This is a genomic window from Kaistia granuli DSM 23481, from assembly GCF_000380505.1.
In the GTDB taxonomy this organism is placed as follows: Bacteria; Pseudomonadota; Alphaproteobacteria; order Rhizobiales; family Kaistiaceae; genus Kaistia; species Kaistia granuli.
In genome coordinates this window covers 211,234-225,940 of record NZ_AQYH01000020.1, presented here as the reverse complement: position 1 = coordinate 225,940, position 14,707 = coordinate 211,234, and the positions used below count along the sequence as shown (strand labels likewise).

The window sequence follows — 14,707 nt, the reverse complement described above, 5'->3', positions numbered from 1 at the left end:
GTCGCCCGCCCCGGCCTTGTTTGCTGCCTGGAAAACGCGCTGCTCAGCGCAAAGTCGTCTTCTTCATCCAGCCAAGGCCGTCCAGGGTCGCGCCGGCCGGGCGATACTCGCAGCCGACAAAACCGTCATAGCCGAGCGTGTCGAGCAGATCGAAGACGCGAAAATCGTCGAGCTCGCCGGTGCCCGGCTCGTTGCGCAGCGGCACCGAGGCGATCTGGATGTGTCCGGTGATCGGCAGCAGGACTTCAAGGCCCTTGCTGACGTCGCCATGCAGGATCTGGCGGTGGTAGATGTCAAACTGCAGCTTCAGGTTCGGCAGGCCGAGCGCGGCGATCAGATCAGCCGCCTTGCCAAAATCATTCATGAAATAGCCCGGCATGTCGCGGCGATTGATCGGCTCCAGCACGAGATCGATGCCATGCGGCGCCAGCGTCGCGCAGGCGAAACGGATCGCCTCGCGATAAGTGGCGTCCGCCTTGGCGGAATCGCTCGGCGCCAGACCCGACATCATGTGCAGCCGCTTGACGCCGGTCGCCTGCGCATAGTCGAGCGCCTTCAGGACCGAGGCGCGGAATTCGGCCTCGCGACCCGGCAGCGCCGCGATACCCCGCTCGCCAGCGGCCCAGTCGCCCGGCGGCAGGTTGAACAGCGCCTGTTCCAGCCCAGCCGCCTTCAGCCGCGCCGCCACGTCCTCCGGCGAGAAATCATAGGGAAACAGGAATTCGACGGCCTTGAAGCCCGCATCCGCGGCGGCGGCGAAGCGATCGAGGAACGACCACTCGTTGAACATCATCGACAGGTTGGCGGCAAAACGCGGCATCTCGGGTCAGTCCTTGGAATCTTGGGTCTTGGTGTCTTTAGCGGGCAGCTCGATGCCGGCGATCTGGGCATAGAGCCGGGCGACGGAGGCGTCGTCATCCTTGCCCATTCCCGCCGCCGCCGTCATCAGAAACATCTGCAGCGCCGACGAGGCGATCGGCGTCGCGAACTTCTCCGAGCGGGAGATGTCGGCGATGATGCCGAGATCCTTGGTGAAGATCTCCACCGCGCTCTTCGGCGCATAATCGCCCTCCAGCACATGCGGCATGCGGTTCTCGAACATCCACGAATTGCCGGCCGAGGCGGTGATCACCTCATAGACCCTCGCGATGTCGAGGCCGAGCCGCTTGGCGAAGACGATCGCCTCGGAGGCGGCGGCAATGTGAACACCTGCCAGCAACTGATTGACGATCTTGAAGGAAGCGCCGATGCCGACTTCGTCGCCGAGCAGATAGAGCTTGGCCGACATGGCGTCGAACGCCGCGCGCGCCTTGTCGATCGCCGCCGGCGGACCGGAGACCAGCATGGTCAGCGCACCTTCCGCCGCCCGCGCCGCGCCACCGCTGATCGGCGCATCGACATAGTGGAGGCCAGCCGCCGTCACGGCGTCGCCGAGCGCCCGCGCCCGCTCCGGCGCCATGGTGGCGCAGGAGACGATGACAGCGCCCGGCTTCGCCGAGGCGACCAGGCCGCCCTCGCCGAGCAGCACCTGCTGCGTCTGGTCGGCATTGACGACGACGATGACAAGAATATCCGCATTGGCAGCGGCCTCGGCCAGCGACGACGCCCCACTGCCATGCTCGGAAGCGAACTTCGCCACCATTTCGGCGCGCGTGTCGTAACCGGTGACGGCGAAGCCGCCCTTGGCCAGCGACTGCGCCATGCCGTAGCCCATCGAGCCAAGCCCGATGACGGAGACCCGCGTCTGCGACGCTTCCATGCTTGCCATCCTGTTGTCCTTTCCAAGCCATTCGGGCGCGTGCCGATCGGCGCCCAATCCGGGCCAACCTCTGGCGCAGGCGTTGGGCCGTTCAACGGCCCGAGCCGCATCGCAACCGCCGGCGCGGATCCCGGCACCGGAACCCGCCTCATACGCCATGACAGCGCTGTCATCGCTGTTGCGAAAGTTGCATGACAGCGCTAACAGTAGCCACTATTGCCGAGACGGCGTGGTGCCCGTCAAGCCATGGAGCCGGAAATAATGCCTTGCGCTGCAGCATCCGCGCGACCGCCTTCGTCGAAATTCCAGGCGCGGCCCTCGTCCGAGCCAGGCGCCGCTAGACGTCCGGCCATTGACGGTCGGGCGCCCCCTCGCCGATCCTCGTCCCGCCCTTCCCGCGCCGTCGCCCTCGCACGCGCCCTTTGATTCGACCGCAAGGATTTCCCGCATGCTGCTTGGATGCATCGCCGACGACCTGACCGGGGCGACCGACCTCTCGCTAATGCTCTCCCGCGAGGGACTGCGCACGGTGCAGAGCACCGGGCTGCCGCAGGACGATCTCGACCTCGCGGGTGTCGACGCGCTCGTGATCGCACTGAAGTCGCGCACCATCCCTGCAGCCGAGGCGGTCGCGCAGTCGCTTGCCGCCGCCGACTGGCTGCTCGCCAACGGCGCGAAACGGCTGTTCTTCAAATATTGCTCGACCTTTGATTCGACCGACGAGGGCAATATCGGCCCGGTGACCGAGGCGCTACTGAAGCGGCTCGACGCCGGCTTCACCATCGCCTGCCCCGCCTTCCCGGCGACCGGCCGCTCGATCTATCAGGGCCATCTGTTCGTCAACGGCGTGCCGCTCGACGAAAGCTCGATGCGCGATCATCCGCTGACGCCGATGCGCGACAGCGACCTGCGCCGCGTGCTGCAGCGGCAGACGGAGCTGCCCGTCGGCCTCGTCGCCTATGCCGATGTCGATGCCGGCGCCGCCGCGATCACCCGCGCCTTCGACCGCGAGCGCGCCGCCGGCAAGCGGATCGCCATCGTCGATGCGCTCAAGGATTCGCATCTGCGCGAGATCGGCATGACGCTGGTCGACCTCGCCTTGGTAACCGGCGGTTCGGGCATCGCCATCGGCCTGCCGGCCGCCTATCGCGACGCCGGGCTGATCGCCGAATTGACGCCGCCTGCGACCTCGATCGCCGCGCCAGAAGGCCGGGGCGCCATCCTCGCCGGCTCTTGCTCGGCGGCGACACGCGGCCAGGTCGAGACGGCGCAGAAAGCGGGCCTGCCCACCCTCCGGGTCGATCCGCTGGCAATCGCCTCGGGCGAGCTGACGCCCGCCTCTGTAATCGGCTGGCTCGTCGCCCAGCCGGCCGAAACGACGCCGCTCGTCTATTCGAGCGATGACCCCGACAGCGTCCGCGCCGTGCAGGATAAGCTCGGCCGCGACAAGGCCGGTGCGCTGGTCGAGGAGCTGCTGGCGACGGTCGCGGCGGCATTGCCCGCAAAGGGGTTCACCCGCCTGCTGGTCGCCGGCGGCGAGACCTCCGGCGCCGTGGTCAACGCGCTCGGCGTCAAGGCGTTGTCGATCGGGCCGGAAATCGACCCCGGCGTGCCCTGGACGCGCAGCCGCTCCGGCCCGGATGTTGCGCTGGCGCTCAAATCCGGCAATTTCGGCACGCCCGATTTCTTCCTCAAGGCTTGGAGTTCATTGCAGTGAGCGCACCCTCCACGACCGAATCCGCGCTGCGCGAGCGCATCTGCAAGTGCGGCGCCTCGCTGTTCCAGCGCGGCCTCACCTTCGGCTCGACCGGCAACATCTCCGTCGCGCTGCCGGATGGTGGCTGGCTGATGACGCCGACCAACGCCTCGCTCGGCGATCTCGATCCGGCCCGGCTGTCGAAGATCGACGCCAGTGGCAATCATGTTGGCGGCGACAAGCCGACCAAGGAGGCCTTCCTGCACCAGGTCATGTACCGCCAGCGGCCGACCTGCGAGGCCGTCGTGCACCTGCACTCGACCCATTCGGTCGCGGTCTCCTGCCTGCACCGCATCGACGAGCATGACTGCCTGCCGCCGCTCACCGCCTATTACGTCATGCGGGTCGGCCGGCTGCCGCTGGTGCCCTATCACCCGCCGGGCGACGAGAGCCTCGCCAAGGCAGTGGAGAAGCTCGCCGAGAAGCACCACGCGGTGCTGCTCGCCAATCACGGCCCGGTCGTCGCCGGCAAGAGCCTGGAAGACGCGATGTACGCGACGGAGGAGCTGGAGGAGACCGCCAAGCTCTTCCTGATGCTGCGCGGAGAGGCGACGAGACCGTTGACGCCGGAACAAGCCGACGACCTGCGCAAGCGCTTCGGCTGAAGCGCTATCTGCGTCGCTGCGCTCAGCCGTTGCCGATGATCTTGCTGGCAAGCAGGATCACCGCATCCTTGGACCCGACGGCATCAGGGCATTCGCCGGCCTTCATGACGGAGGCCCGGCTAGGCTGCATCCCTTGCATCAGCTTGTCAGCTTCGCAGGCGATCGCCTTTCCGCGGCTTACGTTCTTGGCGAACGTGGAGAGTGGCTTGGTCACCGTCGTATCATCCCCCACGCCGGTCAGCTCCGGGGAGAGCGCGGCCAGGGCGGGCGATCCATTTCCGATGATCTTGCTCGCGAGAATCTGGATCTTGCCGACCGCCTCGATGTCGTCCGGCGCGGCCTTGCCGTCTTTGTCCGGCAGGCCGGCGGCAAAATAGAGGATCGCGAGGGCGAGATCGCGATCTGCGACCTTGGCATCCGGCTTGATGTATTCCTCGGCGACCAGCTGCATGTCCCTAGCCAGTGAGGGCGCGGCGCTCAATCCGGTCAGCAACATGGCGGCGACGACGGCTTTCAGCATCATGATCCCCTCCCGAGGAAGACGTCCGGCCGCGCGTCGCGAGGATCCGACCACGCGGGCAGACCACGCCTCTACTATGACGAGAAACCGTCCCGCCCTGTAGTCACGACATGTTCACGAGCGCGCTAGCCTCGGTTGCAGCCAAAAGCGCCAATTCACCTTGACTTCACGTCATCAGAGGGTTGACCTTCCTCACCGGAAGTTGCGGAGGGAGGATAGTATGAAACTGGTTCTGGTGCTTTTCGTTTGCGCGAGCGTACTGGCGGGTTGCCAGACCAATCAGGGCTCGGGCTCGCTGTCGTCGGGCTGCCAGTCGACCGGCGCCGGCGGCACCACGGACGTCATCTGCCCGGATTGAGCCGTCAGCCGGTCGGCTGCGTTCGACAACAGCGGTCTACCTGGACCTGAGTAGTCGCCTCTCCCGGCAGGAGGGGGCGAGCACTGCTTTGGTGTTTCAGATAGATCCCGTCGGCGCGCAGCGCTCAGCACGGCTCGCAGGCACGCGCATAGAGCGCCAAGACGCGCTCGACGCCGCGTTCGAGCAGCGCTTCGGCGGTAGCCGGGCAATCGCCTGCGAACACCGCCTCCAGTTCCTCGGGCAGGAACTGCGCGATCAGCGGCAATGGAATGGTTCGCCCGGCCAGCGCCTGCATCAGCCGCGCAACCGCCTGCTCAGCCTGTTCATGCGGCCAGTAATAGCGGATGCGGTCGCTATAGCTGTAGTGGCGCAGCACGTGCTGCTCGTCCGGCGTGCCCGGATAGTAGCGCTGCCAATATCCAGGCTCCGCCAGCATCAGGCTCTCCATGGCATCCGCCAGCGCCCGGCCGCCATAGCCGGAATCGAGTTCCGCAGCGATCAGGTCGAGACCGTACAGCGTCTGGCGCAGGGCGAAGGTGAGGCCGGGGCCGACCTTCAGGATCGGGAAGCCGTCCCGCACCAGCGCCGCCAGCGCCGCTTCCGGTTGATAGTCGGTCGAATGCGCCTCGAACACGAACTGCGTCTCGTCCCGGAGCACCGCCACGAGTTCGCGCGCCCGCTCCGGCCGATAGACGACAACCTTTTCGTGGCCGAACTCGACGCCGGGCTGCACGACAAGACCGATCACCCGGCCAAAGGCCTCCTCGAGCCCCTGCTCGGCGAAGACGTGTCGATGGGTGGCGATGGTCTGGCGCGCCGCCGCAGCCGCCGTCGGCGGCACGTCGTCGAGCTCATGCAGCGCGCCGCCCGGCGTCGGCACCTCGGTGCCGATGATGTAGAGCGGGCCGGCAAGACCAGCCTCGCGCGCGGCTGCCTCGGCGACCTTGGCCAGCCGCGCGGCGCGATGCGCTGTCGTCTCGTCATCGAGCCCTTCCGGCTCGCCGGCGCAGCCCATCGAGGCGTCGAGATGGATCTTGGTGAAGCCGGCGGCGACATAAGCCGCGACCATGATCTCGGCCTTGGCGAGCGCCTCCTCGGCCGGCCGCGAGCGCCAGGGGTTGGGACCGAGATGATCGCCGCCGAGGATCAGCTTCGCCGTATCGAAGCCGACCTCCGCCGCGATGCCCTCGACGAAGCGGCGGAAATCGGCAGGCTTCATGCCGGTATAGCCGCCCTCGTGATTGACCTGGTTGCAGGTCGCCTCGATCAACACCGTCGCGCCGGTGCGAAATCCCTCGCGGAGCGTCGCCCGGATGACGGAAGGATGGGCGGAGCAGACCGAGGTGATGCCGCGCACGCTCCCGGTCTGATAGTCGCTGGCGAGTTGGCTCAGAAGGCTCATCAGGCGTCTCCGGTCGGCGTGGCGGCAAGGAAGGCGTCGAGTTCGGCAAAGGTCGACGTGCCTTCCATCGGTCCCTTCACCGTGACGGTGCGGGCGCCGGCGGCGTTGGCATAGCGAAGCGAGACCGGGACGGAGCGGCCCAGCCGCCGGGCGACGAGATAGGTGGCGCCAAAACTGTCGCCGGCGCCGGTCGGGTCGATCTCCTCGACGACGAAGCCCGGCATGTCGGTCCGGCCGTCACGATCGAAATGGCTGGCGCCGGCCTTGCCGCGCTTCAGCACGATCTCCCGGACACCGGCGTCGAGCAGGGCGGTAACCGCCCGCGCCTCGTCGGCCTCGCCCGAAAACAGCGCCAGTTCCTCGCCGGACGGCAGGAACAGGTCGGTTGCCTTCAGCACCGCCTCGAACGCAGCCTTGCCGGCGGGGTCGCGCAGCATCTCGACGCGGATGTTGGGATCGAACGACACCGTGCCGCCGCGCGCCTTGATGGCCGGGATCGCGGCGCGGACCATGCCGAACACGGCGGGGACCGGCAGGCCCGAGCCCATGACGTGCAGATGACCCGCCTCGGCGAGGACCGCCTCCGCCTCCGGCGTCGCTTTGATGCGGCCGGCGGCGCTGTCGCGCATGTTGAAGACGAAGTCGCGGCCGCCATCCGGGCGATAGCGGACGAAGGCGCTGCCGGTGGCAGCCCCCGGATGGATGGCGACCGCGGAGATATCGACGCCGTCGCGCTTCAGCCGCTCCAGATTGACCGTGCCGAAATCGTCGTCGCCAACGGCGGAGACGATCGCGGAGGGATGGCCGAGCTTGCCGACCTGGTCGATGAAGATCGCCGGCGCGCCGCTCGGGAACGGGCCGATCAGTGTCTGCGCCTCGAGAAAGCCGTGGCCGAGCGTGGTCGCCATGATCTCGACGAGGATCTCGCCGATGGTGACGATCTTGCCTTCAATCATCCGTAATTCCCTCCCCCGGGACGCGTCCGATTCCGGACACCGACGACTATGCACTGGGACGGCTCGGGCCGTCAGTTCTGGAACAGGGTAATCGGCTGGGCGCTCGCATAGATGGCGCTCTCGTCGATCGAGAACATGCGCTGGTGCATGATCAGCGCGCCGCCCAGCGCCGGCCCTTCGAGCCCGAGCGCCGAGATCTCGATCTTCGGCATGGGAAACCCTTCCAGGAATTCGCGCCGCATCGCCGTCGCGACCTCGTCGGCGACGAAGCGAAACAGTGGCGCCACCGTGCCGCCGAGGATGATGACGCCGGGATTGAGCACGCTGGAAAGCTGGATCAGGCCGATGGCGAGGCCGCTGCCCCATTCCCGCGCCGTCCGCCGCGCCGCCGGATCGCCGCGTTCCAGGGCGGCCAGCAGCGCATCGACATCGCTCCCCTGCGGGCCGCCATTGGCGCGGTAGCGCGCCAGCACGGCATCCTTGCCGATATAGCTTTCGAGATGGCCGGGCTTGTGCCGGCCGGCGAAGAAGCCCTCGCCGCCGAGGACGAGCTGGCCGAACTCGCCGGCAAAGCCGGTCGAGCCGCGAAACAGCCGACCACCGATGACGATGCCACCGCCAGCGCCATTCTCGATCAGCAGGAAGGCGACCGTCTCGGCGCTGTGCGAGGGATCGCGATAGGTCGAAGCGATGGCGAAGGCATTCGCGTCATTCTCGATCGAGACCGGCAGGCCGAGTTGCGGAAAGCGAAGGGCGAGCCGCGCCGTGACCAGCGCCTTCAGGTCGACGTCGCGCCAGCCGAGGATCAGGGCATTGATCACCTTGCCGTCGCCGTCGAGCAGCGCTGGCAGCGTCACGCAGAGACCGCGGATCCGCGCCGTCTCCGGCAAGCCGTCGATCCCCTCGGCGATCATCGCCGTGATCCGCTCGATGCCGGCGTCGAGCGGCTGCTCGAACACCGGGAACGGCATCGACAGCCGGCATATCTCCTGCGCGGTGAGGTCGATCGCCACCACCGTCAGCCGGTCGACGCCAATCTCGGCGCCGAGGAAGGTCGCGCCGGCCGGGTCGATCTCGATGTTGATGCCCGGGCGGCCGGTCCTGGCGGCGCTGTCGCCGCGGCCGCCATCCGGCCGCTCGACGACGAGGGCATCGGACATCAGATTGGCGATGATGTTGCCGGTCGTCGACCGGTTCAGCCCGAGCCTGCGCGCCAGATCGGCCCGGCTCATTCCGCCATGGCGAAAGAGCGCGTTGAGCGCCCGGATTTCGTTCAGGTAGCGGACGGATTGGGGCGTTGCCAAGGTCGGGAACTCGTTCTGAAGCGACTTGCTGTTCTGAATCGATTTGCGAGCGGTTCGTCGGAACCGGCTGGGATCCCTGATGAATTTAAGGCCAGGGACGCAGTCCGCCTGATTACCGCGCCTGGCGACTTTCGAGAAGGCTCGTCGTCGCGCGGGCAGAGCTGGAAAGGATGGATGGCAGCCGGTTCCGGCGCCATCCATCAAGGGCGGAACGCCTCCCGGGAGGAGACGGAGGACGAACCGCGCGCGGGGCGAGGGCCAACCGGGGTCCGCCGGCCCTGCCCCGCGATCAGAGCGAGCGCGCCGTGGCGGCCTTGCGGGCGGCCTCGCCGATGCGCGCCTCGATATAGGCCTTGGCCAGGCGCGCCACCTCGACATTGTCGGTCCAGGTATTGCGCCAGATCGCGCAGGTGATCGACAGATCCTTGTCGACGACCTCCGTGGAGAAGCTCTCGAAGGTGATCCAGTCCTGGTAGTCGATTTCCTGCAGCGCATCGAAGATGGCCGGGAAGTTGATCACGCCCGAGCCGAGGAAGCCGCGATTGCTTTCGCCGATATGGAAATAGCCGAGCCGCTCGCCGGCGGTGCGGATCGCCTGCACCGGATCGGCTTCCTCGATGTTCATGTGGAAGGTGTCGAGGTGCAGGAAGATGTTGTTTGAGCCGGATTGCTCGATGAAAGCGAGGCCCTGCGCCGTGGTGTTGAGCAGATTGCTCTCGAAGCGGTTGACGATTTCGAGGTTCATCGAGACGCCGGCGGCCTTGCCGATATCGGCGGCGCGGGCGAGCGCGGCGACACTGTTGTCCCAGCCTTTCCGGGTTGGCAGGCTCTGATATTTGGTGTGGGCCGAGAAGATGATGCCGCCGAGCTTGGAGCTACCGAGGTCGCGGGTGATGGAGATCGCCTCGGCCAGAACCGCCTCGCCGCGCTTCACCACGGCAGGATCCTCCGACGAGACATCGCTGTCGACCGGCAGGCCCGTGGTGACGACCACCTTCAGTCCATAGTCCTGCAGCCGCTTCGCCAGCCAGGAAACATCGAACTTCTTCGGGTCGAGGCGCGGGAATTCGATCAGGCCGTAGCCGAGGTCATGCGACTTCTTCATCGCGCCTTCGAGGTCTTCCTGCGTGGTGCCGCCGGTCCAGACGAAGGAATGGATGCCAAGCTTCTTCATCAGCGCTTCCTCACGGTTTCGATCGCCACACCGGCTCCCGGGCCGGACGGACAGGCCTCGCGATTTCCCCATCGCTTATTTGTTGGCAGTAGCAGCAAACAAACTTGCGTTCAAGAACGAGGCATGGCTAGCTTGCCCTATCGCCCTGCCATGACCGTGCGGTGTGCAGCCATTCGCCTGCCCGGCTCCTGCCGGGACAAGGGCTTCGGAGGAACCCAAATGTCCGCCAACCAGGCATTTCGCGCCGACATGACGCGCCCGTTCGACATGACCGGCAAGGTCGCCCTGATCACGGGAGCGGCGGGCGGCATCGGCCGCGCGCTCGCGACCCTGTTCGCGGCCAACGGCGCCACCCTCGCCTTGCTCGACAAGAACGAGGCGGTGGACGCATTTGCGGCCGGGCTCGGCGACAGCCACAGGGGCTGGACCGGCGACGTCACCGAAGCGGCCACGATCGAGCGCACCGTCGCCGAGGTCGCGGCGCATTTCGGCAAGATCGACATCCTCGTCAACAATGCCGGCATCGGCATGCTGGCGCCGGCCGAGGCGACGACCACCGAGAGCTGGGACCTGCAGCTCGCGGTCAATCTGCGCGCGCCCTACCTCTTCTCGCGCGAGGTGGCGGGCCACATGATCGCCGCCGGCTGCGGCCGCATCGTCACCATCGCCTCGCAGGCGGCGGTGATCGGCATCGAGGGCCATGTCGCCTACTCCGCCTCGAAGGCCGGCCTGCTCGGCATGACCAATTGCATGGCGCTGGAATGGGGCCCGAAGGGCATCACCGCCAACTGCATCTCGCCGACCGTCGTCGAGACCGAGCTCGCCAAGATCGGCTGGGCCGGCGAGAAGGGCGAGCGCGCCCGCGCCGACATCCCGACCCGCCGCTTCGCCCAGCCCGAGGAGATCGCGCTTGCCGCGCTCTATCTCGCCAGCGACGGCGCCGCGATGGTCAACGGCGCCAATCTGCTCGTCGACGGCGGCTACACCATCCGTTGAGGGTCCGAGCCTGAAGCGGAAAACGGGCCCGGCGCGCCGGCGGTCCCCGCCGACGCCGAAAAAATCCGGTCGCCCTGTCGAAACCGGCCCTCCCCGCTCGTCGTGCTCATGACGGCGGCCTGACGGCTGCCGATTGCCCTGTGGCAGCGAGAGGAGAACGAACGATGGATACCAAGACCGACGAGGCCAGCACCTTCGCCACCATGCCGAAGGTTCTGAGCGGCGTTGCGCCCTATCTCAGCGTCGGCGGCGCCGTGAAGGCGTCGGAATTCTACCAGCGCGCGCTGGCGGCCGAGGAAGTGATGCGGGTTCCCGTCGACGAGAAGGGGCGGACCATGCACATCCACCTCTACATCAATGGTGGCTCGATCATGCTGGCCGACCCCTACGAGGAATACGGCCATCCGCTCGAGACGCCGCAGGGCTACACGCTGCACCTGCAGCTTGCCGACGATATAGACGGCTGGTGGAACCGCGCCGTCGAGGCCGGCATGGAAGTCGTCATGCCGCTCGACCTTCAGTTCTGGGGCGATCGCTACGGCCAGCTGCGCGATCCGTTCGGCGTGCTCTGGTCGTTCGGCGCGCGGGCCCAGAAGGCCTGAGGCGCCCGGAGGGAGAAGGGGCGCCGCCCACCCCGCGCCCCTTCTCCCCCATGGCGAATGGGTAATTCTTTCCCACGCTTATGGAGCGCGTTCAGCCCTCAAAGACGTTCTCGCGATGAAACCGCAGATAGCTCGGATGCGGTCGCAACTCGGGACGTGCGGGAACGGCTAGCTTTCTGTTCAGAGGCGGCCAGCCTTGCATTTGGTCGGGCTTAAGCCGGCTTGCGACCAGGATCGTGTAGTCATCGGCAATGGAAAACAGCCCCGCGTCGAACATCCAATGCACGGAGCGCGAAAGCGCGATGCCGTTGCGAACGCTATCTGGCCCTCCTTGGGCCACGGGCCAGATATGGGCAGCTTCAGCTTCCCATCGTCCATGACAATCCATCACCCGGCTCCCGGTCATCGCGCACCGGTTGTCGTAGAGCGCCATCACGGCTGCGGGAAATGCCGGGTCGCGCATCGGGCGAGAAACCAGCCTCGTCTCGACCCGCCGCGCGGGCACCAACGACCCATCATGCACGAAGACTGCCGCGTCTTCAGCGGCGTGCAAAAGCCTTAGGTTCGGGAAGATGGTTCGGTCTGGCTCGGGGCGGAGCAACGGCGCATCGGCAGAGGCAGCCGCCAATCCGGCTTCGACGATCCGTTCGAACTCGGGTCTGGGCAGATTGCGAACACCCTGGCCTAACGCCCCGCTGTTCTTCGAACCGTCCGCCTTGCGGAGCGCAACCTCGTAGTAGTGCCCACCCTCGTTGAAAGCCACCGTCCGATCGAAATCGCGATAGTCCGCGATCCGCGCGAGAAGATAGCCTGGCCGCAACGGCTCCGGGTCGATGCACTCAACCCGTGCCATGGCAAAATAGCCGGGTGGGAGAGCCGAGCGGGCCGCCCTGTCAGGCCTGTAGTAGATGATCCAGTTGCCGATCGAGGCCTCGGCCTGGTTCAGATTTTTGCTCCTGAAAACATAGCGCGTATCGATGCGGCCATCGGAGACATCATAATCATTGGTTGTAAAAATCGAGTTTACAATCATTCAATATGAATGACCTACCTCTACGGAAGGCGCAAGAGCCTCACCTCTTGGACGTATTGATTTCTAACGGCGCGACGGTTCGATACGGCATGCCTTGACCGGATGCCGTCCCCGTTGCGGAGGTCCGGCGCAGCCCGCCTCGCAACGGCGCCGGCCTCGTCTTTCGTGTCGGCGACAAGGGGAGAAGCGGCTTGGCGCCCCTTCCCCCTCGTTTCCGATGCCTGTCCCCCTCACCCGACGCCAGGCGTATGGCGGGCCAGCGCCTTGATCACCTGCTTGGCGGTGACGCGGCCGATCTGCTTGCCGTCGGCGTCGACGACGCCGACCCATTGATGTTCTGCGAATAGCGGCAGCACGTCCTCGCAACGCGCATCCATCGACACCGACTGCTCGCACGGCTCGGTCGCGCCGCGCTCCATGATCGAGCGGACATGGATGGCGCGCGCCTTGTTCACCTGGCGCACGAACTCCTCGATATGCTCGTTGGCGGGACGCAGCACGATGTCCTCGGGCTTGCCCTCCTGCTGCAAGGCGCCGTCCTTCAGCACGGCAATGCGATCGCCGATCTTCAGCGCCTCGTCGAAATCATGCGTGATGAACAGGATCGTCTTGTTGAGCGATTTCTGCAGCGTGATCAGCTCGTCCTGCATGCCGGCGCGGATCAGCGGATCGAGTGCCGAGAACGCCTCATCCATCAGGATGATGTCGGCATCCATCGCGAGCGCCCGCGCCAGGCCGACGCGCTGCTGCTGGCCGCCCGAAAGCTGGCGGGTGCGCGAATGCTCGTAGCCGGCGAGACCGACCGTCTCGATCCATTTGGCGGCCGTCTCCAGCCGCTCCTTGCGGCCGACGCCCCGGACTTCCAGGCCGTAGGCGACGTTGTCGATGACGGAACGGTGCGGCAACAGGCCGAACTTCTGGAACACCATCGCCACCTTGGTGCGGCGATACGTACGCAGTTCGTTGAGGCTCATCTTCAGCACGTCGGTGCCGTGGACGAGAATCTCGCCCGCCGTCGGCTCGATCAGTCGGTTGACGTGGCGGATCAGCGTCGACTTGCCGGAGCCGGACAGCCCCATCACGACGAAGATCTGCCCGGCCGCGATGTCGAGCGAGACATTGTCGAGGCCGACGACGTGGTTGGTCTCGGCCTGCACCTCGGCCTTCGACTTGCCGGCCCGCAGCAGAGCCAGCGCCGCTTCCGGATCCGGGCCGAAGATCTTGGTGACGCCGCGCATGGCGATGGCGAGATCCGTCTTTCCATGGATATCGGACATTTAGCGTACCTCCTGCATGCCGATGCGGGCCTGCAGCTGCCTGCCGAACGCCTGGGTGATGCGATCGAAGACAATCGCCAGCGCGACGATGCCGAGGCCTGCGAACAGCCCGCGGCTGACTTCGAGACGACCGATGCCCTGCAGCACCTGGTAGCCGAGACCGCCGGCGCCGATCATCGAGGCGATCACCACCATCGAGAGCGCCATCATCGTCGTCTGGTTGACGCCGGCGAGAATGGTCGGCAACGCCAGCGGGATCTGCACGCCAAACAGACGCTGGCGCGGATTGGTGCCGAAGGCGCGGCTCGCCTCCATCACCGAGGGATCGACCGAGCGCAGGCCGAGATCGGTCAACCGCACCAGCGGCGGCGCCGCATAGACGATCGTCGCGATCAGCGCCGGGATCTTGCCGGGCCCGAAGATCATCACGGTCGGGATCAGATAAACGAAGCTCGGCAGCGTCTGCATCAAATCGAGGATCGGCGTGACGCACTGGCGCAGCCGGAACGAGCGCGACATCCAGACGCCGACCGGGATGGAGATGAAAATCGCCGTGAGGGTCGCGGCGATCATCAGCGCCATCGTGGTCATCGCGTCTTTCCAGAGGTCCATGACGCCGAGGAAGAGCAGCGAGCCCAGCACGATGGCCGGCAACTGCCAGCGGCGCGTGGCGAGCCAGGCGATGCCGGTCAGGAGCGCTATGATCATCCACCAGGGCGTCGCGATCAGCAGATCCTCGATCGCCTTCAGGAGCACCAGGAGCGGATAGGCGGCGGCCTCGAAGGTGCCGCCCCAATGGCGGACGACCCAGTTCAGGCCATCATCGACCGCGCGACGCCAGGGCCGCGTATCAATCAGTTGGGGGAACAAGTTCATCTCTTTCGTGAGCCCGCGCGGGCGGGGTTTGCGCAAGATCCAGGCGCGCGTCCGCCCTGCCCGGCCAAAGGTCCGGCATCGGGACGGCC

The 14,707-nt window shown here is 66.5% G+C and carries 15 protein-coding genes; 5 read left to right on the top strand and 10 right to left on the bottom strand.

The window, feature by feature from the left end; translation table 11 throughout:
• Positions 1-43: 43 nt before the first annotated feature.
• Positions 44-820, bottom strand: coding sequence for a 2-oxo-tetronate isomerase (otnI, locus tag G342_RS0122645; RefSeq protein ID WP_018185462.1), 777 nt, complete (start codon positions 818-820; stop codon positions 44-46).
• Between the two features lie 6 nt (positions 821-826).
• A complete protein-coding gene (gene ltnD / locus G342_RS25045) occupies positions 827-1,918 on the bottom strand; it encodes an L-threonate dehydrogenase (RefSeq protein ID WP_083931337.1) in 1,092 nt (363 codons plus the stop codon).
• Positions 1,919-2,207: 289 nt separating this feature from the next.
• Between ltnD and otnK the strand changes: the two genes are divergently transcribed.
• Both otnK and otnC read left to right on the top strand, forming a co-directional pair.
• Positions 2,208-3,476: a 3-oxo-tetronate kinase gene (gene otnK / locus G342_RS0122635; protein WP_018185460.1), complete on the top strand. Its 1,269-nt coding sequence runs from the start codon at positions 2,208-2,210 to the stop codon at positions 3,474-3,476.
• The gene (otnC, locus tag G342_RS0122630; protein ID WP_018185459.1) at positions 3,473-4,120 is read left to right on the top strand and encodes a 3-oxo-tetronate 4-phosphate decarboxylase; all 648 of its coding nucleotides are present in this window, start codon (positions 3,473-3,475) and stop codon (positions 4,118-4,120) included. The genes otnK and otnC overlap by 4 nt, the downstream gene beginning before the upstream one ends.
• Before the next feature lie 22 nt (positions 4,121-4,142).
• On the opposite strand, the gene G342_RS0122625 is transcribed toward otnC, so the two are convergent.
• Complete coding sequence (locus tag G342_RS0122625) at positions 4,143-4,643, bottom strand: hypothetical protein (protein WP_018185458.1); 501 nt, start codon at positions 4,641-4,643, stop codon at positions 4,143-4,145.
• Between the two features lie 217 nt (positions 4,644-4,860).
• Here G342_RS0122625 and G342_RS26200 point away from each other — a divergent pair, with 217 nt between their 5' ends.
• Positions 4,861-4,998, top strand: a complete 138-nt coding sequence (locus G342_RS26200; protein ID WP_018185457.1) for a hypothetical protein — start codon at positions 4,861-4,863, stop codon at positions 4,996-4,998.
• Between the two features lie 124 nt (positions 4,999-5,122).
• Here G342_RS26200 and G342_RS0122615 read toward each other — a convergent pair whose 3' ends face one another.
• From G342_RS0122615 to G342_RS0122600, 4 genes are all read right to left on the bottom strand, one after another.
• Positions 5,123-6,400 carry a D-tagatose-bisphosphate aldolase, class II, non-catalytic subunit gene (locus G342_RS0122615; protein WP_018185456.1) on the bottom strand — a complete coding sequence of 426 codons (1,278 nt, stop codon included), beginning with the start codon at positions 6,398-6,400 and terminating at the stop codon, positions 5,123-5,125.
• On the bottom strand, positions 6,400-7,356 hold the full coding sequence (locus G342_RS0122610; protein ID WP_018185455.1) for a tagatose kinase: 957 nt from the start codon (positions 7,354-7,356) through the stop codon (positions 6,400-6,402). Before G342_RS0122610 ends, G342_RS0122615 begins: the two co-directional genes overlap by 1 nt.
• Positions 7,357-7,427: 71 nt before the next feature.
• Positions 7,428-8,660: an ROK family transcriptional regulator gene (locus G342_RS25040; protein ID WP_018185454.1), complete on the bottom strand. Its 1,233-nt coding sequence runs from the start codon at positions 8,658-8,660 to the stop codon at positions 7,428-7,430.
• A 289-nt stretch (positions 8,661-8,949) separates the two neighbouring features.
• Positions 8,950-9,834, bottom strand: a complete 885-nt coding sequence (locus tag G342_RS0122600) for a sugar phosphate isomerase/epimerase family protein (protein ID WP_018185453.1) — start codon at positions 9,832-9,834, stop codon at positions 8,950-8,952.
• Between the two features lie 219 nt (positions 9,835-10,053).
• On the opposite strand from G342_RS0122600, the gene G342_RS0122595 reads away from it, so the two are divergent.
• Positions 10,054-10,830, top strand: coding sequence for a GolD/DthD family dehydrogenase (locus G342_RS0122595; protein ID WP_018185452.1), 777 nt, complete (start codon positions 10,054-10,056; stop codon positions 10,828-10,830).
• A 164-nt stretch (positions 10,831-10,994) separates the two neighbouring features.
• The gene (locus tag G342_RS0122590; RefSeq protein ID WP_018185451.1) at positions 10,995-11,432 is read left to right on the top strand and encodes a VOC family protein; all 438 of its coding nucleotides are present in this window, start codon (positions 10,995-10,997) and stop codon (positions 11,430-11,432) included.
• A 91-nt stretch (positions 11,433-11,523) separates the two neighbouring features.
• Here the strand turns inward: G342_RS0122590 and G342_RS0122585 are convergent, their stop codons facing one another.
• The 3 genes from G342_RS0122585 to G342_RS0122575 all read right to left on the bottom strand — a co-directional run bounded on the left by G342_RS0122585 (position 11,524) and on the right by G342_RS0122575 (position 14,612).
• Entirely contained in the window at positions 11,524-12,465 is a 942-nt protein-coding gene (locus G342_RS0122585) for an HNH endonuclease (protein WP_018185450.1), read from the bottom strand.
• A 230-nt stretch (positions 12,466-12,695) separates the two neighbouring features.
• Complete coding sequence (locus G342_RS0122580) at positions 12,696-13,742, bottom strand: quaternary amine ABC transporter ATP-binding protein (protein WP_018185449.1); 1,047 nt, start codon at positions 13,740-13,742, stop codon at positions 12,696-12,698.
• A complete protein-coding gene (locus G342_RS0122575) occupies positions 13,743-14,612 on the bottom strand; it encodes an ABC transporter permease (RefSeq protein ID WP_026304719.1) in 870 nt (289 codons plus the stop codon).
• Positions 14,613-14,707: the final 95 nt, after the last annotated feature.